18 protein-coding genes are annotated in these 18426 nt (G+C 44.6%); 10 read left to right on the top strand and 8 right to left on the bottom strand.

The features are described 5' to 3' along the window. Window positions 1–91 precede the first annotated feature (91 nt). The 3 genes from LEP1GSC060_RS18880 to LEP1GSC060_RS18865 form a co-directional block, all read right to left on the bottom strand. Window positions 92–628, bottom strand: coding sequence for a DUF1564 domain-containing protein (locus LEP1GSC060_RS18880; protein ID WP_003011231.1), 537 nt, complete (start codon window positions 626–628; stop codon window positions 92–94). A 420-nt stretch (window positions 629–1048) separates the two neighbouring features. Next, window positions 1049–2077, bottom strand: coding sequence for a zinc-dependent alcohol dehydrogenase (locus LEP1GSC060_RS18875; protein WP_003011208.1), 1029 nt, complete (start codon window positions 2075–2077; stop codon window positions 1049–1051). Between the two features lie 235 nt (window positions 2078–2312). Then, window positions 2313–3095 (bottom strand): crotonase/enoyl-CoA hydratase family protein, encoded by a 783-nt coding sequence (locus LEP1GSC060_RS18865; protein WP_003011170.1) that lies wholly within the window; start codon window positions 3093–3095, stop codon window positions 2313–2315. A 119-nt stretch (window positions 3096–3214) separates the two neighbouring features. On the opposite strand from LEP1GSC060_RS18865, the gene LEP1GSC060_RS18860 reads away from it, so the two are divergent. Continuing rightward, entirely contained in the window at window positions 3215–3814 is a 600-nt protein-coding gene (locus tag LEP1GSC060_RS18860; RefSeq protein ID WP_003011175.1) for a TetR/AcrR family transcriptional regulator, read from the top strand. Window positions 3815–4193: 379 nt separating this feature from the next. On the opposite strand, the gene LEP1GSC060_RS18855 is transcribed toward LEP1GSC060_RS18860, so the two are convergent. Beyond that, window positions 4194–5372: a MaoC family dehydratase gene (locus LEP1GSC060_RS18855; protein ID WP_003011199.1), complete on the bottom strand. Its 1179-nt coding sequence runs from the start codon at window positions 5370–5372 to the stop codon at window positions 4194–4196. 63 nt (window positions 5373–5435) lie between these two features. Beyond that, complete coding sequence (gene lsa23 / locus LEP1GSC060_RS18850) at window positions 5436–6047, bottom strand: surface adhesion protein Lsa23 (RefSeq protein ID WP_003011240.1); 612 nt, start codon at window positions 6045–6047, stop codon at window positions 5436–5438. Between the two features lie 169 nt (window positions 6048–6216). Here lsa23 and LEP1GSC060_RS18845 point away from each other — a divergent pair, with 169 nt between their 5' ends. Then, the gene (locus LEP1GSC060_RS18845; protein WP_003011261.1) at window positions 6217–8172 is read left to right on the top strand and encodes a M3 family metallopeptidase; all 1956 of its coding nucleotides are present in this window, start codon (window positions 6217–6219) and stop codon (window positions 8170–8172) included. Window positions 8173–8175: 3 nt separating this feature from the next. On the opposite strand, the gene LEP1GSC060_RS18840 is transcribed toward LEP1GSC060_RS18845, so the two are convergent. Further along, window positions 8176–8412, bottom strand: a complete 237-nt coding sequence (locus LEP1GSC060_RS18840) for a hypothetical protein (RefSeq protein ID WP_003011263.1) — start codon at window positions 8410–8412, stop codon at window positions 8176–8178. A gap of 77 nt (window positions 8413–8489) precedes the next feature. Beyond that, window positions 8490–9155 carry a glutathione S-transferase family protein gene (locus LEP1GSC060_RS18835; protein ID WP_003011281.1) on the bottom strand — a complete coding sequence of 222 codons (666 nt, stop codon included), beginning with the start codon at window positions 9153–9155 and terminating at the stop codon, window positions 8490–8492. A 385-nt stretch (window positions 9156–9540) separates the two neighbouring features. Between LEP1GSC060_RS18835 and LEP1GSC060_RS18830 the strand changes: the two genes are divergently transcribed. Then, entirely contained in the window at window positions 9541–10326 is a 786-nt protein-coding gene (locus LEP1GSC060_RS18830; protein WP_003011255.1) for an SDR family NAD(P)-dependent oxidoreductase, read from the top strand. A 6-nt stretch (window positions 10327–10332) separates the two neighbouring features. Then, window positions 10333–11529 carry a sterol desaturase family protein gene (locus LEP1GSC060_RS18825; protein WP_003011213.1) on the top strand — a complete coding sequence of 399 codons (1197 nt, stop codon included), beginning with the start codon at window positions 10333–10335 and terminating at the stop codon, window positions 11527–11529. A gap of 131 nt (window positions 11530–11660) precedes the next feature. Here the strand turns inward: LEP1GSC060_RS18825 and LEP1GSC060_RS18820 are convergent, their stop codons facing one another. Then, complete coding sequence (locus LEP1GSC060_RS18820; RefSeq protein WP_003011228.1) at window positions 11661–12533, bottom strand: LIC_11366 family protein; 873 nt, start codon at window positions 12531–12533, stop codon at window positions 11661–11663. Window positions 12534–12597: 64 nt separating this feature from the next. Between LEP1GSC060_RS18820 and asd the strand changes: the two genes are divergently transcribed. From asd to fliQ, 6 genes are all read left to right on the top strand, one after another. Then, window positions 12598–14829, top strand: a complete 2232-nt coding sequence (gene asd, locus LEP1GSC060_RS18815) for an archaetidylserine decarboxylase (RefSeq protein ID WP_003011178.1) — start codon at window positions 12598–12600, stop codon at window positions 14827–14829. 80 nt (window positions 14830–14909) lie between these two features. Continuing rightward, window positions 14910–15239 carry a DUF971 domain-containing protein gene (locus LEP1GSC060_RS18810; protein WP_003011237.1) on the top strand — a complete coding sequence of 110 codons (330 nt, stop codon included), beginning with the start codon at window positions 14910–14912 and terminating at the stop codon, window positions 15237–15239. Between the two features lie 198 nt (window positions 15240–15437). Next, window positions 15438–16502, top strand: a complete 1065-nt coding sequence (fliN, locus tag LEP1GSC060_RS18805; protein WP_003011258.1) for a flagellar motor switch protein FliN — start codon at window positions 15438–15440, stop codon at window positions 16500–16502. Continuing rightward, window positions 16499–17320 (top strand): flagellar biosynthetic protein FliO, encoded by an 822-nt coding sequence (fliO, locus tag LEP1GSC060_RS18800; RefSeq protein WP_003011248.1) that lies wholly within the window; start codon window positions 16499–16501, stop codon window positions 17318–17320. Before fliN ends, fliO begins: the two co-directional genes overlap by 4 nt. Before the next feature lie 44 nt (window positions 17321–17364). Continuing rightward, complete coding sequence (gene fliP, locus LEP1GSC060_RS18795; RefSeq protein ID WP_036097209.1) at window positions 17365–18162, top strand: flagellar type III secretion system pore protein FliP; 798 nt, start codon at window positions 17365–17367, stop codon at window positions 18160–18162. Continuing rightward, entirely contained in the window at window positions 18159–18422 is a 264-nt protein-coding gene (fliQ, locus tag LEP1GSC060_RS18790; protein ID WP_003011190.1) for a flagellar biosynthesis protein FliQ, read from the top strand. Before fliP ends, fliQ begins: the two co-directional genes overlap by 4 nt. Window positions 18423–18426 lie beyond the last annotated feature (4 nt).

Genomic DNA, 18426 nt, shown 5'->3' with positions numbered 1-18426 from the left:
ACACCTAGTACGACGAAAACGTAATCCTCGACACCTAGTATGGGTTTCGAGGACGCGGATTTTGTCGTCTAACGCGTGTGAGACGGTTTTTTTAGAGGTCTGGTTTTGGTAAGATGTATAAATGTTCGCTCGTGATCGGGTTCGGTTCGAAGAATAAGGCCCTGGAAATTTGATTTTTTCGTAGATTTAAGGTCCAAGTCATTTTGTAAGTCCCATGAAACCGAGGAACTCCTCGGTTCATCGTATTCACAATCGAATCCCCGACTCCAACGTCTTCCAACCAAAGAAGATAATTAAAAAGAAAACACCTGGAAACCCCGTGTGCAGCCGCCAAAGCCCCCAAAACCGCCCAAACACCTGAATTCACATGAATCGTCATCTTCTTCAACTCACCCACGCCCCAGTTGTATTTGATTTTCCCGGCTCTCCAATGAAGTCGATCCAAGGAGGCGATATACTTCGTATATCTCTTCAGTAAAAAGGGAAGTTTTTTGGAAAGAGCCTTCTTTTGAACCGTATCCAACCGGTTCCAATAACTCATCGGAATCAAAAGAGAATCGGTGCCAACCTCCCCTTCATTCAAAGAGGATTGAATTTTTTTCTCGCAAGAAAGTAAAAGAAGGTCCATACCCGAAGCGGTTCTTTAACCCGGTCACAACGGATAGGATTTACGAAAAAAAAGAAAAATTTTAGATACGAGCTAACATAAACCGGCAAACAAAGTTCTTTAGACCTTTGTCCCAAAAAAAACCTGAAAAGAAAAACGCGGGAGTTCCCCACAGATTCTGTTACCTTATATTTCTCCCTAAACTCAATCTCACTCCCTGGTGCTGCGACCCTTAGGGAGCAGTGCCACTTTAGTTACCTGGGTCGTTTGATAGGTCGCTCTGAAGAAACTCATGCAACGACTCCCTATGGGTCGCGTTACTCCCTATGGGTCGTTCGATTGGTCGCAACATAGAATCGCTTTCGCATAGGTTATACCGAACTCACGTTAAAATAACGAAATACGCAAGGGACCGAATCGCTTTCAAAATCGATTCGAAGTTTAAAGGTCCATCTTGACGACCAATTTGATCGCAGGTTCGAACCAAACATCTTTCGCTTCTTCAAAGGAACAGATTTTGGTTACGATCTTCTCCGGTTCAATTTTTTTCTCAGCGATCTTATTTAAAATCATAGGAATGTGTTCCCTCGAATCGACCCGGCCGATTTTCAAGGTAGCCCCGGTATTATATAATTCTAAATAAGGAATTTCTAATTTATTTGACCAAAAAATGGAAGCGGTGCCGTAGATTCCTTCCGTGGAAAGGGACTTTAAAGAAAAATCCATTCCTTCTTTCAGTCCGTGACAGTCCGCGATCAAAGGAAATTTTTTATTCCATACCTTGGGGAGAGTGGTATAAGAAACCGCTGTCGCTCCCAGATTCTCCGCGATTTTCAGTCTTTCCGAATCATTATCCAAATACAAAACTTCGGATGCGCCCATTCCGACCGCGAGAGAAGCGGAATAAAGACCGATACTCGAAGCCAATCCACCCAGGATCATCACCGGAGAATTCGGTTTTTTTTCAAGCCACTGTCCGATCAGTTTCCAAGCCTCCACGATATTATCGCTGATTGCAGCGAGAGCGATCGCGTCCATCTCCGAAGGCATAGGAATTAACATCTGTTTGGCGAATGGAATCCGGATTTTTTCGGATAAGGCGCCGCCAAATTCTTTTGCGGAGGGTCCCATCCCGTAGTGGCCGTAAGGAGTCGTAGTGCAGGCTTTGGAATGACCTTCCCTGCAATCGGGACAGAGGCCGCAGGAAATCTGAAAGGGAATGATTACCTTGGAACCTTGCGGAAATTCGTTTGCGATTTCAGGACTCGTTTCTTCGATCACTCCGACGAACTCGTGGCCGATCGGAAATCCGGGACGAAAAGGCGTGTAACCTTTGACGATGGCAAGATCCAGGTCGCAACGGGAAACGGCAATGGGTTTTACGACGGCCTGATTTTTGCCTTCGATGGACGGTTCAGGGACGTTTTCCCATTCTAAAACATTCCTTTTTTTGAATACGATTCGTTTCATAGTTCGCCTTGGTTTGTAATTTAGGAATAAAATCTATTTATTGAATATTCTTTTGATTTTTTGCGGACATTCATACCTACATAATACTTTTTTTGTACGCAAGTTCCTTCTGTCGGTTTTTGTTTTGTGGTAAACGCAAAACGCGGGCCATTTTGTCTAAAATGAAAACCAATCGCCCCGTTTATTTTCGGAGAATAAAATGATGTCGAATTAGTGTTTTCTAATATTAGAATATTCATTTTCCTTTAAATACGGCTTGCCTTTTTTCCACAAAGGAAGCGAGTCCTTCTTCTGCGTCTTCCGAATCCATCAGAGTCAAAATTTGCGGAAATAAGTTTTCTGCGGCTTGGGATTCTCCGAACCGAATGGAATCCAAAGCGGACTTCAGTGTCGCGTAAACGCCGAGCGGAGCCTGAGCCGCGATTTTTTCGGCGAACCAGATCCCTCTTTCAATCAGCTCGCTCTTTTCCACAACTTCCTGAACGAGACCGATACGAAACGCTTCGTCGGCCTCGAAAGGTTCTCCCGTGAGAATGTATTTCATGGCGTTTCCCCAACCGCATTGCGCGGGCCAACGCATCGTTCCTCCGCCGAAAGGGAAGATCCCCCTTTGTACTTCCACTTGCCCGAATAACGTGCGTTTGGCGGCGATTCGAATGTCGCTCGCGAGCATAAGTTCGATTCCAAGCGTAATACACATTCCGTGAGCCGCGACGACGACCGGTTTGCTTCTAATCCGGCCCGTAGTCCCCCAGGGATTTACGCTTTCCGGAGGAAGTGGGAATCTTCTCTCCTTTCTTAAAAATTCGGCGACGTTTTTGAGATCCAGACCGAGGGTGAAATGTTTTCCGTTTGCGTAGACGAGACCGACTCTGACTTCCGGATCCGATTCCATCTGATCGTACGCGCGGCTCAAAGCGAAAAGCATATCGACGTTGAATGCGTTTCTTTCCTCGGGACGATTGAAAATGATATGTAAAACGTGTCCATTTTTCCGGGTGAGAATGAGTTCCGACATACGTGACTTCCTTTGTGGACTATTTGGTCTATTCTTGATAGATTAAAATAGACTATTAAGTCTATCATTTTTTAGTTATTGTTGAACTTTTTTCGGACTTATGGATTCTGATTTATAGAATGGCCCAAAATTTCGACAAACAAAACAATCCGTACGATCGCCTGATGACTTCCGCATTGGATCTTTTTTATCATAGGGGATATTCCGGTACTTCCACAAATCAGTTGATTGCCGATTCCGGAACTCATAAGGCCAGCTTTTATCGTTACTTTCAATCCAAGGAAGAAATCGCTCTGGAATACTTAAAATTGCAAGGGGAGGATTTTGAAAACGGTTTGCAAAGGATGATGGAACGTTCCAAATCTTGGGAAGAATTCATTCATACTTGGAATTCGCTTTTGTTAAAACAAGTGAAAAGCGGCAAGTTTATCGGTTGCCCGATCGCTCGTTTTTTAAACAGCGTGGAGGAAAAACACGAAGAATTCGAACTCGTGGCCGAAAAAATTCTACATAACTGGATTCAAGTTTTTGAATCTTATTTCGAATCCGAAAAGAAAAAAGGACATCTGGATTCCGCTCTGAATTCTCTCTCCGCAGCCAAAAAAATTCTGAAACTTTTTCAAGGGAGTTCTCAACTTTTTCGGATTACTGGGAAACAAGAATACTTTCAAGAACTCAAAACGGAGATGGTGGAAGTTTTGGGCGGGAAGAGGAAGTAGATTCGCGCCGTCGTCTTGACGATCGGTTTTTCCAATCGGAATCCTCATTTTTGAAATGTTACAAAGAATCCCGACGTCGATTTAAGAGTTTGTCCGCCAACCGTCCGATTTTATCGAAATGGCCGCAAATCTCTGCGATTGTTTTAAGTTTTGGGACAAGCTCTAAATTTCTTAGTCGTTTTAACGGATCCGTTTACGATTTAGTTTGGCGAACGATATTATTTGAATATTCTAATATTTTAATTTGTTTGATTCTGCAAATGAAAAAGCTCCGTCTTAGACGGGGCTTTCGATGAGAGCGACACAATCTCCGGAAAAGGATCGCGGCGGAAATTTCGTTCTCGATTTTTATAGCCTAAAATCGAGAACGATCGAAACATTAACCTTTTTTCTTGATCAAAATTTTTCTTTCGATTTCGAAAATCTTTTCGGCGAGTTTTTCCTTTCCGTGTTTTTTCTTGTCGTTCTCTTTTAGAAAAAGGTCCTCTCCGAATTTATCGAAAGCGTCGTTCGCTTTGACGTTTTTCAAACCGATGATTTGCAGATGAACCGCACCCGCCGGAATTCCAAAATCGTTTCCCCGGTCTTCGACTGCCAGGACTCGAGTGATCGCCGTTACAGTGTCTCCGCTGAAAGACGGTTGAGTGTGATAACCTTCGGTGAACCCGAGATCCCAGATCATGTTTTCGGTGATATCTCTGGAAGCCATTCCGCATAACCACGCAAAGACGAGACCTCCGTAAACGACCGGTTCCCCGCCCATCGGACCGGAGATTCCGGCGGAATACAATTTATCGTAGTGAAGCGGGTGTGTGTTTCCGACTCTGTAAGTCCAGGGAAAATGTTCGTCCGTGATCGTTCTTCCGTTTTGATGAATGTAGATCTGACCCGGTTGAAAGTTTTCGAAATACGTATCGGATCCGGTGGAGGATTTGAATTCGGTCGGAAATTTGAGGGAAGGAAGTTCGATTACGGGGTTGTCCGTTTCGGGAAAGAACGCTTCTTTGACAACCGGTTTCGGAGTTCCTTTCGGTTTTCCGTTGGAATGATAGATCATGATCTTTCTTTCATATTGTAGAACCAATTCTTTCTTTTGATTCAAACAAATCGTACGGACGCTGACTATACCGGGTTTGTCCGGGCCTTTATCATCGATTTTTAATACTTTGGTTTTTGCGGAAAGAGTATCTCCCGGATAAACGGGTTTTAAAAATTGAACGTTGTAGTAGCCGAGGTTTGCGAGCGCCTTTTCGGAATCGTTTTGAACTCCGAGGGAAAGGGCGATGTTAAAAACTTGAAGGGATGAAACCAACATATCCGGAAAGCCGTGCGCTTGAGCGTAAGCCGCCGACAAAAAAAGAGGATTTGCGTCCATAAACGTCGTTGCAAATTCCTGAGCAAAGGCTCTGTCGATCGTGATCTCTCTAGGGTGTTCGAAAATTTCCCCTTCCGTAAATTCTTCCAGATATCTTCCGTAAATATTCCGTTTTACCTGATCTTTGGAAACTGCAGCGTTCGGAGCCAGCTCCGCAAAAGGTTTGTTTGGAACTTTGGTCATATGGGCCTCTTCGTGTTTTCGGTTTTTTCCAGTCTCGCGAAAGTGATCTTTCGGAAAAGTGTTTTATTTGCCGGAATAGAACGCGTCCAAGTCGTCTCTGCTTCCGGTGCGGAGTTCGACCGAGTCTAATTTTTTTTTGGAGAGTTCCGGGTTCAGATCTTTTTCAGAAAACATATGATTCCAGGTATTGATAAACAGAACCGGCTTTCGATCTTCCTTCATCAGTTGTTCCGATTTCAAAACGGAATCAAAATGACGCACAGGATCTTCGGCAAATCTCTGTTCGCCGGAATAAACGTTCTTGAGATGCACCGTCGACAATTCTCCGGTTTTTGAAAAATGAAGACGAATACTTTCAATGTCTTTATGTCTGCCGTATTGAAAACCCCTATAGATTCTATAAATTCCGTCCTTCCAAAAGGAAGGATGTCGTTCGTCTTGAAAGACGAGACTCAGTTCGATTTTTTTTCCGGAAGGGGTTTCCCTTCGATTGCAATAGATGATTTCCAATCGGTTTCCGTCTTCGATGTCGCGGGTCGGTTGGATAAAAAGAGGAAGTTCTTCCTGCGAACATTCCAAATTTTGAGAAAAAACGGGAAGTTGATTTTTTGTTTGTGAACATCCTACGGAAAGAAAAATGAAAAATCCGAATCGCAAAAGAGGAGAGGCAAACATAAATTCGTGTTATAAAATTTAACACAACGGAGTCAAACAGGAAACGGGATTCGAAACAGTCCTTCGATTTTTTAAACGCTTAAAAAGTCGGAATCGATTAGTCGATTCGGATTTTAAACTTCTAAAAAGTGGATGAAGTTTCGATGGGAAGAAGGAAATTGGCGGAGAAATGCTACCCGAATTCAAAACAGACGATCCTGAAAAGACTAAAAATTCCATCTTAGAAAAGATCAAAACGATTCGAGAGGAACTTCCGATTTTACTTTCCAAAAAGGAAAAAACTTACGAACACGTTATTCGTCCTTTAAACGATCTCGTTCAAGAGATGCAGGTGGAATTTACGGTTCTTGCCCATCTCAATAGTGTAAAAAATTCCAAGGAAATTCAGGACCTTTATACCCAAGTCCTTCCGGAGATTACAGCTTTTTATTCCGATCTGGGACAAAACGAGGAATTGAATCTCGTATATCAGGAAATTCTAAAGAACGAAGAAAATACTCTGAGCGTTCCCCGAAAAAAAACGCTTCAAGATTCCATCCTACAGTTTCAATTGAGCGGGATCGGGCTTCCTCCGGAAATTAAAAAAAGAATTCAAGAGATTCAGATTCGTCTTTCCGACCTGGACAATCAATTTTCCCAAAATCTGCTCGAAGCGACGAACGCTTTCGAACTCGTCTTGGATCGTCCCGAAGACGTGGAAGGAATTCCGGAATCCGACCTGAACGCGGCTAAAACGGAGGACGGTAAATTTCGTTTCACCCTTCAGATGCCGAGTTACATCGCTTATATGACTCACGGTCCCAATCGGTCCATTAGGGAATCATTATATAAGGCTTATACAACCAGGGCGCCTCAGAACGGAAAACTGATCCAGGAGATTCTTGCCCTAAGATACGAACTCGCAAAATTGCTCGGTTATCAAAATTACGTGGAACTTTCTTTGGCGACTAAGGTGGCCGATTCCGGAAAAACGGTTCTAAAGTTCCTAAGAGATCTCGCCGAACAGGCAAAGCCGATCGCCGAACAGGAGTTTGTCGATCTTTCGAACTTCGCAAAAACCTTGGGAATCGATTCTCTTCAGGCTTACGATACGGCTTTTGCGAGCGAGAAGTTGATGAAGTCCAGATTCGATTTCGACGAAGAGGAAACCCGTCCTTATTTCGAGAAGGAGAACGTGGTCGCCGGAACATTCCAATTTTTGAATGAACTTTTCGGCTTGGAGTTTCGTGAAACTTCCGCTCGGGTCTGGGAGGAAAAGGTTCGGGTCTACGACCTTTACAAAGCCGGAAAACTACTTTCCCGTTTGTACGTCGATTTGGAAGCGCGCAAGGACAAACAAGGCGGGGCTTGGATGCACAACTGGTATTCCAGAAATCGGATCGCGGACCGGGAGATTCTTCCTACGGCGTTTGTAGTCTGCAACTTTCCGATTTCCACAAACACGTCACCGTCTCTTTTGAAACACGGGGACGTGATCACTTTTTTTCACGAAATGGGACACGCGTTACATCATCTTTGTACAAAAATAGAAGAACCTCCCGTGAGCGGGATCAACGGAGTCGAGTGGGACGCGGTGGAATTTCCTTCCCAGTTTTTGGAAAACTTTGCGACTACAACGCGTGTCTTAAAGATATTCGGAAAACATTATATAACCGGGGAGACGATTCCCGATACGATGATCGCAAAACTCAAGGAGACCAAAAACTTTCTTTCCGCGATGGGAATCGTAAGGCAACTCGAGTTTTCCCTGTTCGACATTCTCATTCACGAAAAAAGTCATACGGAAGAGGAAGTTCATTCCATTCTCGGGAAGGTTCGCAAAGAGGTCGCGGTTGTGATTCCTCCCGAATACAATCGTTTTCAAAACGGATTCTCTCATATCTTTCCCGGAGGTTACGCGGCCGGGTATTACAGTTATAAATGGGCGGAGGTGATGAGCGCGGACGCCTTTTTCGCGTTTGTCGATAAGGGTGTTTTTGATCCGGAACTCAGCAACGCATACTTTACGGAAATTTTGGAAAGGGGAGGAAGCGAAAACGCGATGATTCTTTTCAAACGATTTTTAGGAAGAGAGCCCGAGGTCGGATCGCTTCTGAAGTTGTATGGATTGAAAAACGCGGCTTGAAAGTTAGGAAAGACTTTTTCTGAAATTTTGGAGCAGGGATTCCTTTCCGGCGAGTAGCACTTCTATTTGGTCATGATCAATGTTATAAACTACGTTGCTTCGAAGTGCGTCTTTGAACTCGTTCTGGTCGATCTTTTTTTGATCGTAGTTTTCCTTTAGAAAATTATACCAACCTGCCAAGAGAACTTTGAGATGCGGAAGTTCCCGGATCGGGATAGAAATTACTTTTTCCGGTTCCATAAAGACCAGAGCAGACTATTTTCCGTACCGGGAAGAGTCAAATCAATTTTAAAATCATCGATAAGAATTTCCGACGTTCATTGGATTTTTACTTTGGCTCTTGCGAGAATCTTCCTGAGAGTTTGTTTTTCTTTTTCCACGAGCGCGGGACCTTGTTTGGTTTTCATAAATTCAAAGTATTCCTTCCAACCTTTCAACAGATCCAACGGATGGTTGTCCGGATAAAAGGGCCGCAGTTCTTCGTCGATCACTGTTAGGTGGGCAAAACCGGAACAATCCGCCATCGTAAAAACGTCTCCGGCAATGTAAGGAGAAAATCGAACCGTTCTTTGAAGAGCCCTTACTCCCTTTACTAAAATCGGATGAACTTCTTCGATCAGCTCGGGAGAAACTTCCTTTCCTTTTGTGGCGGGAAGGAGAATTTTTCTCGCCGGAATTTCCAAATACGTTTCGATCATCGTCGTGATTTCCCTGACTCTGGCCGCTTCCCAGGGATCTGCGGGGATGAGTTTGGGGGCTTGCGGAAAAATCGTATCTAAAAATTCTAAAATAGCTCCGGACTCGAATATGAATTTTCCGTCCAGTTCCAAAACCGGAATTTTTCCCATCGGACTGATTTTTAAAAATTCTTCGTCTTGAGAAGGGGAGATTCGAAGTTGTTCGTATTCCAATCCTTTTTCCAAAATCCCCAGCTTTACTTTGTTTACGAAGTTGCTGACGCTTGCACCGTGAAGTTTGATCATGGGGGGATATTGTAGATTGGGTTTTTTTGGAAAAGTTTTTTTTTAGGATCGGAGATGTTCTTATCCGGAAAATGGATTCTTAAAAATCAATCGATCGGCGAGGGAGATTGTACTTTGTCAAAGTCCAATGCTCTATTAGAAAAATATAACTGAACTCTAAACCCTCGAAGCCTAGTAAATAGATTTCAGAAATCAGAGTTCAGAATCATTTACAGAAGAAGAAAATCATGCTTTGTTAAAGTCTGATTCCTTTATTAGGCAAGGTCACTCCTAACATCTAACCCCCTAACCCCTAACGCCTCGAAGCCTCGAAGCCTCAGTCTATAAAAAAAGTCTTTCTCTCTTTTTTCCCGCGATTAATTTCGACCGCAAAAGGAAACTGGAAATGACAAAAACGGCAATCATTACGGGCGGCACGGTCGGCATCGGCTACGAACTCAGTAAACTCATCGCGGCGGACGGATACGATCTGATCTTAGTCGCGAGGAATGAAAAAACCTTAAAGAAGGTAAAGAAGGAAATCGAATCGTCAAACAAGGTAAAGGTGGACATTCTTTCCGCGGATCTTGCGGACCCGAAGGCTCCCAAAAAGATTTTCGACTTCGCAAAAAAATCCAAAGCGATCGTGGAAGTTCTCGTGAACAACGCGGGTTTTGGAACGAACGGAAGATTCGATCGAATGGATCTGAAAAAGGAACTTCAGATGATTCAAGTGAACGTAACTTCCTTGGCGGAGTTGACACATCTCTTTTTACAAGGTATGGTGGAACGTAAGAACGGAAAAATTCTGAACGTGGCGTCCATCGCGGCGTTTCAACCCGGACCGAACATGGCCAATTATTATGCGACAAAGGCTTACGTGTTGTCTTTATCGGAAGCGATCTACGAAGAGGTTTATAAGGACGGAGTGACGATCACCACTCTTTGCCCCGGACCTACAAAAACGGAATTTTTTGAAAGGGCGGAGATCACCAACTCGAAACTTTTGAGCAACCCGATGGCTCCGATCATGAGCGCAAAGGATGTGGCCGAAATCGGCTATGACGCGCTAAAAAAAGGAAAACCGGTCGTGATCTCGGGCGCTCTGAATAAGATATTGGCTCAGAGTGTGAGGATCACACCTCGATTTATCATTCGTAAGATCGCTAAATTTTTCAATCAAAACGGCTAAAACAAAATGCAAGGATCCATCCTAGACTTAGCGGTACCTTTTTTTCTGATTTTGATCGCACTTGAGTTTTTTTATTCCAAAATCGTAGGAAAAAAAGTATATCGTTGGAACGATACGGTCGCCGATTTAAGCACGGGAATCTTATTCTCTTTGAACGGAATTCTTGTGACGATCGTTTCCCTTTGGGTATATGAGAAGTTTAGAATATACTGTTCTTTGCAAACCTTATTCGGGGTTCCCGAAATTCCGCTCGGGCCGTTGGTTTCGTACGATCACCTCGGGGCGTATTGGCATTTTAAGAATTGGACGGGATGGATTTTCGTATTTCTGGCTGTCGACTTCGTTTATTATTGGTTTCATAGGGCGACCCATGAAATCAATTTTCTCTGGGCTTGTCACGTTACGCACCATTCCAGCGAAGAATTCAATCTTTCCGTCGCTTTGCGACAATCGAGCGTTCAGAGAATTTTCGAATATATGTTTAATCTTTCGATCGCATTTTGCGGAGTTCCCTGGCAGGCGTTTTTATTGGCTCACGGAGTTTTAAAAATCTACCAATTTTGGGTCCATACAAGACTGATCGGAAAGCTCGGATTTTTGGAAGAAATTTTAGTCACACCGGCGCATCACCGAGTACATCACGGAAGAGATCCAAAATACATCGATAAGAATCACGGGGGAATTTTGATTTTTTGGGATCGGATTTTCGGGTCCTTTGCAAGAGAGGAAGAGGAACCGATTTACGGACTTACAAAACCGGTGACGACGTTCGATCCGGTTTATACGAACTTTCACGTTTACGAAGAGATTCTTTCTTTGGTGCAAAAAACGAAAAGTCTCAAGGAGAAAGTTCTTATTTTTCTCAAACCACCCGGATGGAGACCCGCGAGTCTCGGGCCTTCCGTTCTCCCGCAAGAAATAGATCGAAACCGATATACGAAATTCGATCCGGTCGTATCCAAACAAAGGACCGTTTTAGGAGTTCTGGAATTTTTTCTCTGGACCGTTTTTTCCCTTCTATTACTGAAATATTTTAAATCCGGAAACTTGGTTCTTTGGAAAATTCTACCCGCGGTCGTATACGTCTTTTACGGATTCAGACATACGGGATTCGTCTTGGACGGAAGTCCCTTAAGAAGATCCCGGATCGGTTTTCTTTTGATCGGAGGAGCGATTCTTTCCTGGGTATTGTTTTTTCTCTGAACATCGAAGAAATCATAACGTGGGAGTCGTGTTTCTGCGAAAAAAATTAAAGACACCCGTTTTGTAGAGATCGATAACGTGAAATTTTTTTCCAAACGTATTATAAAAAATATATATTCAAAAAAAAGAATTTAAAATTTACGGGCGACTCCCAGAAACAACGTGGTTGTCAAAACCTGAAATTCCAATTTACGAGAGAATTGGTTGGTGACCAACATCGCGGTTTGGTTTGTGGATTCGGTCAGAAGGGTCACACTTCCGTTTTCTCTCAGATAAAAACTCGCGGATTCACCGTTGAAGGTTCCGGATAAGGAAGGAATGTTGATCCAGGAAAGTGCGATTCCCAGTTGGAGACTTACGGATTCCGTGATCCTTCTGCTGACGGTTCCTTCCAGACGAAATTCGATTCCGGTTCCCGAAAGGGAACCTTCTTGACTGAAGGTTTCCTTTCCCGAAGTCGCGTAACCTTGGGAATCCCAATACACTTGGGACATTCCGGCGCCGAGTCCGCCTTGAAAGATCCAACGTTTGTAATTCCACTCGTGCCAGTACATCAAAAGAAAGTAAGGGTTGGAAAGTTTAAACTTCAGATCCGTGTAAAAAGGTTCGGAAGAAAATTGTTTCAACCCGAACGTTTGCCATTCTCTATAACCTCCGATGAAACCGATCCGACTTTCGGATGAGATATTTCTACGAAGAAAAAATTCTCCCTGAGTAATACGGTTGGGAGGGTCGAGTACGGTTTTGGAGGCGAACCGAGGATCATAGGTGTCCGTAAAACCTCTCAAGAAGGAATTGAGTCGATCCTCACCCTTGTAGCCGATTCCGGCTCGGAGTCCGAGTTCCCAGTTTTCCTCTTCGCGGTCCGGGATTTCAAGCGCGGGTTTGGAAGAGTGAGCTTTTGTTTTTGGAAACTCGCTTTGTGCCTTTAAAGCGGATTTTGGACAAAGGAAAAAAAGTAGGACACAAAATGAGATCCCGAAAATTTTGCTGGTAGTCCGCATAATAACAGGATTTCTAGCAAGGACTTCCATAAAAAGCGGATTTTCTTTCCTATCGGGTAGGGCCATGTTGCAATTTCATTATTTTCAGTTTTTCGATTGGGATTTACTCAAATTCTTTTTCTATTTCTTGAGTTTTATCGGAATCTTCTTAACGTTCAGACTCAGGTTCCCGCAACTTCGGTTCCTCTTTCTCGCGGTAAAAATTTTTTCGGGCAACATGGACTATAAAGGTTCCCGAGGAAGGTTGATTCACTCTCAGGCTTTTTTTTCCGGAACGGCTTCCTCCCTCTTACCGGGTGCGGTGATCGGTTCGGCTTTGGCGCTAATGATCGGAGGACCGGGAGTTTTAATTTGGATTTGGATTACTTCCTTTTTTATCATGCCTCTTCGATTCGTATCTTCCACGCTCGCCATTCGTTTTAGAACCAAAACCGCATCCGGACGATATCTTTCCGGTCCGATGTATTTTATCGAAAGCGCACTTAAGGCGAGATGGCTCGCCGTGAGTTTTGCGACCGCGGGACTTTTGACCGTACTCGTGATGGGCGGAGCGGTCCCGATGTTGTATGTGACCCATATCGCAAACCGGGCCTTCGATATAACCGGAATGACGGTTCCGTTTTTGTTGTCCGTGATTCTCGTATTTATCGTGTTAGGCGGAGTGAGAAGGGTCGGAAAAATTTCGGCGTATTTGGCTCCGATCGGGATCTTATTGTTTTTTTCCGGGTATTTCTTTTTGTTCAAAAATTCACTGATGAATTTCCAGGATTTCCTACGGATGACGTTTCAGGAAGCGTTTCAACCGACGACAGCCGTTGCGGGAGGAGGTTTCGTTCTTGCCAGGATTTTCAGTATGGCCTCCGGAATCTTTTTCGTATCCACGGAAACCGGGATCGGCAAAAGCGCGGGTTTGTCCGGGGTTGTAAGAACGGATTATCCCGCCAAACAAGGATTGGTGAGTATGCTCGCCACTTTTTTCGAAGGTTTTATCGTATCGACTCTCGTGATCTACGCCCTTTCTTCCTACGGCGCTTTCAAAATGGAAGAGCAACTCGTATTCTTAAACGCCTTGTTTCAAGGACATACGAGTCCGGTGAACCTCGCGTTTTTCGGTTCCTTTCTGCTTTTCGGAGTCGTTTCGATCACGGGCTGGTTTTATACGGGAGAACAGAACGCTCTCTACGTCTTCGGAGAAAAGTTTGCGAACTTTTTTAGAATCCTCTTTTTGGTAACGATTCTTACGGCCGCTTATCTTTATGGAAAGGATGGGGATCGGATTCTGTTCGAAGCCTTCGGTCTGGGATATTCACTTTCGATCGTAACGGCGGTTCCGGTGTTGATTTCACTCGTGTTGCTCGAAAAGATCGCGAGAACCGAGTTGAAGCGTTTTTTGACGGAAAGCGGGGCCAGATACGAGGTCTTAAAGGATTTTTATCTTCTGTTACTTTCCATTCTTCCTAAGAATTTATTGTCCCGATTGTTCGGGCTTCTCGCGTCCTCTCGACTTCCTCGTTTTGTGATGATTCCGATTTTAAAAGCGTTTGCGAGAATGTATAAGATCAACGTGGACGAGGCGGAACTCGAAATCCAGGAATTCAATTCTCTCAATGCGTTTTTCACAAGAGCCTTAAAGGCGGAGGCAAGAATCATCGATTCCGCCGACAACGAGATGGTTTCACCCGTGGACGCAAGGATCACGGGTTACGGAGATATCAATCAGAGGATTATCATTCAGGCAAAAGGTGTGGATTACAATCTGAAAGAGTTACTGGGTGGGGGCGGCTCGAAATACATAGACGACTTTACGAACGGAAAATACATCACGTTCTATCTTTCTCCTCAGGACTATCATAGGATCCATTCTCCCGCGTATGGAAAAATTTTGGGATATTACTACGAGCCCGGAAAGTTATTTCCGGTAAACGAACTCGCGGTTTTCGGAATCCGAGGACTGTTTCCGAAAAACGAAAGATTGATCACGTATCTCCAGACCGAGTACGGCAAAGTAGCGGTCATCAAGGTAGGCGCTTCCAACGTAGGTAGAATTCGAGTGACGTACGACAATAAGATCGTAACGAACACACTCATCCGCACCGCGAGAACCGTCGAATATAAGGACGTTTCGATCATGATCGATAAGGGAGCCGAACTCGGACGTTTTGAGATGGGATCGACGGTGATTCTTCTGATGGAAAAAGATACGTTTCAGTTCGGTTCCCTTGTCGTGAACGAAAAGATTTTATACGGAACCTCGATCGGTAGATTTAAAGAGAAGAAGTGCAAACTTCCTAAGTGAAAAAGAATACCACAACTCAGTTTAAAAGCGACTACTCCGGATCGATCGATTTCGATATTGAAGGATGATTGTGAAAAAAAATGACACAACTCAGTTTAAAAGCAACCACGCCGGAGCAGATTGATTTCGACGAGAACCAACTGAAGATCACTTGGAAAGACGGAGTCACTTCGGTTTTTGAAACCTTGGATCTGAGAAAACGTTGTCCTTGTGTGGTTTGTAAGGGCGGACACGGAGGAAAGGTCGGAACTACAACCGGAAACATCCAGTCGATTCGACTCTATTCCGTCAACAAAGTAGGAAGATACGCGATCCAACCGGTTTGGAGCGACAATCATCAGACCGGGATTTATTCATACGATTCTCTTCGGATGCTCGCGGATGGTTTGGGAGGGGAGCTGGCTCTTTAAGAAGGCGGAAGAGTCGTAATATGAGTTCCTAGTCTTTTTTACGTTTTCCCGACAAGCTCAAAGATCAGAGGAGATCTCACAGAAAAAAGGTTGTTTTAACTCGAAAATTGGGTGGAATCAGGTTGGGAAGAAAAAAAGGAGGTGACAAAAACCCTTTTCTTATGTCCCATTAACTAAAATTCCGGGAGAGTTCCCAAAATGGGTGAAGGTTCCCTTTCACAGGAAGAGATTGACGCATTATTAGCCGGAGCGAGCGATTCGTTTGATCCGGGTACGGTTACATCCGCAGCCGCACAAAAAGAAGTTCCGGGAATGTCCCCCGTGGATCGGGATATCCTGTCGGATCTTCTTTCTTCCTGTTTTCAAGTCGCCGGGAACACGTTAGGCGCCGTTCTTTCCCGTTCTTCCGCATTCTTAAATCCGAATGTGGAAACCAAGGCGCGCAAAGACGTGGAATCCGAATTGAAATCCGGATCTTTTCTTTTGTATTCGACTCTTTCCGGAAGCGTAAACGGAAGAGTCGTTCTTGCCATGTCCGCAGAAAATGCGGTAAAGATCGCAAATTCTATGATGGGCGGTTTTGATTCCGGCGAGTTGGACGAAGCTCAAATGCAAACTCTGCGAGATTCCCTGACTCCCGTGATGGGAGCTTTGATTTCTCAGATCAGTACAAAAACCGGGGGCGGGGTAAACGGATCTCCCTCCGAAACCAGAAACGTGACTTCTCCGGCCGCGCTGGTTCTACCGGACGGAGAAACTTTGGTTCGAGTTTTTTTCAATCTTACCATCGAAAGCATACCTTCTTTTCGAGTTCAGTTCTTACTTTCTTTTTCCACTGCAGCGGATTTGTTAAATCTCTACCGCCGTTCCGGAAGTTCCGGTGGCGATATGGGCGGGATGGGAATGAGCGGGATGGGTGGAATGGGAATGTCCGCCGGTTCCATGTCGGTTAAGTCGGTTGCGTTTCCAAATTTAGGAACCGCGAGCGGAGCGTCCAGTACTCCGAACTTAAATCTTTTGATGGACGTTCAGATGAGCGTCACGGTGGAACTGGGAAGAACCAAGATGTATATCAAAGATATCCTAGGGCTGGGCGAGGGTTCCATCATAGAGTTGGACAAACTCGCGGGTGAACCCGTGGATCTTTTGGTAAACGGAAAGCTGATCGCAAAAGGAGAGGTTGTGGTCATCGACGAAAACTTCGGGGTGCGCGTAACGGATATCGTAAGCCCTATCGATCGGATCAAGCCGGAGGGTAAGTGAGATTTTTCGAAACCTTCCGAGTGAATGGAAGGAACACTCCGACCGTTCTTGCGGTTTTCATTATATTCCATTTTACTGTTGTTTCTTTATCGGCGCAATCCGAAAGGGAGCTGATGGACGAGGCTCTCAAAAAAGAATTGGGTCGGTCTTCTTCCCAGGACGAAAAGAAAAATCCGGAAGGCGATTCCGGAGAAAAAAAAACCGATTCTTCCAAGACGGAAAGTCCGTCTACGGAAGTAAAATCTTCCGGAAACAACGCGGCGGAAGCCGAAACGAACCCGGTTGCCGAACGTTATAAAACTCAGGACGACGGACCGGGGGTTGCGGGAACTCTTTTTCGGGTCGTTTTTATACTCGGGTTACTTTGTGTAGCGCTTTATTATATTCTAAAATACGTATCTAAAAATCGGGAAGGTCGCCTTCCGGTTCGAGGGGAGATGAACGTTCTTTCCAGCCTGATGTTGGGTCCGAACAAACAGCTTCAGATCGTGGAAGTTTCGGGAAGGTTACTCGTTCTGGGGGTCGCCGACAACGGAATCAACCTGATTACGGAGATTTCAGATACGGAAGTGAAACATAGGATTCTGCAAAAGAAAGAAAGTTTCCAACCGCCGGAGGGCGGATTTTTGGTTACGGTTCTGGAACAGATCCAGGATCTGAATTCTAGGATTTCCGGAAATCAGGAGGGTCCGCCCGATGTGGACGGGAAGAAAGGCGGGGCCGCTCGAGAAGAAAAACGAAGGCAGGCCCGTAAAAAATTGGACGAACTCAAAGAGAAAACAAGCTCGCTCGAAAGCGGGCTTTTCGATTTGAGATAACACGGGATAAATCGGAGATTGAGGGAAAATTCCTTTTGGCGAAAATGAGACATAAAAAGTTTATCAAGAACATAACCTGGAACTTCTTACTCGCGGCGAGTTTGTTCCTGGGTTCTTCTTTTTTCACCTTGGAGGCCCAGTCTTCGGGAACTCGGATTCCGATTCCGAATTTGAACTTCAATGTAAACGAGGCAAAGGGTCCGAGGGAAACGAGTCTTTCTCTGATGGTTTTGTTTCTGGTTACGATTCTTTCTTTAGCGCCCGCGATCGTAATGTCCCTGACTTCTTTTACGAAGATCGTGATCGTTTTGGATTTTGTGAGAAGGGCGCTTTCGATCCAGAACCTTCCGCCTAACCAGGTGATGATGGGGCTCGCGCTTTTTATGACCTTCTTTATCATGGCTCCTACTTTGAATGTCGTGAACGAACGGGCGCTCACTCCGTATCTCGAAGGTAAAATCGATACGAACGCTTTTTTTGAAAAAGGAATGGTTCCCATTCGAGAATTTATGATGCGTCAGATCGGAACCTCGGGCGCCAAGGATGTCGCATTATTTTTAAAAATCGGAAAGGTTGAAAAGGTGGAATCTTTCGACGACGTTCCTTCCTACGTTTTGATTCCCGCGTTTATGTTAAGCGAAATCAAAAAGGCTTTTTGGATCGGGATCATCATCTTCATTCCGTTTATCGTAATCGATCTCGTTGTCGCATCCGCTCTTCTTTCCATGGGTCTTATGATGTTGCCGCCCGTGATGGTCAGTCTTCCGTTTAAGTTGATCCTGTTCGTTCTTGTGGACGGATGGAACCTGATCGTATACGAACTCGTTAGGAGTTATAAATGACGGAACTCGACGCAATGACTCTCATACGGGATTCGCTTTATATCACTCTGAAAATTTCGTCTCCGATTCTTTTGACCGCGCTCGTCGTAGGTTTGATCGTAGGGATTTTACAGACCACCACTTCGATTCAGGAACCAACGATCGCATTCGTTCCCAAACTCGCGGCGATTTTTATCGTGATCGTGATCTTTTCCTCGTGGATGATTCAGACGATGACGGATTACACGCGCAATCTATTCATGATGATCGAGAAATTTTAGAATA

This window comes from Leptospira weilii serovar Ranarum str. ICFT (assembly GCF_000332415.1).
Taxonomy (GTDB): domain Bacteria; phylum Spirochaetota; class Leptospiria; order Leptospirales; family Leptospiraceae; genus Leptospira; species Leptospira weilii_A.
This window is presented reverse-complemented; position numbering and strand designations above follow the sequence as displayed.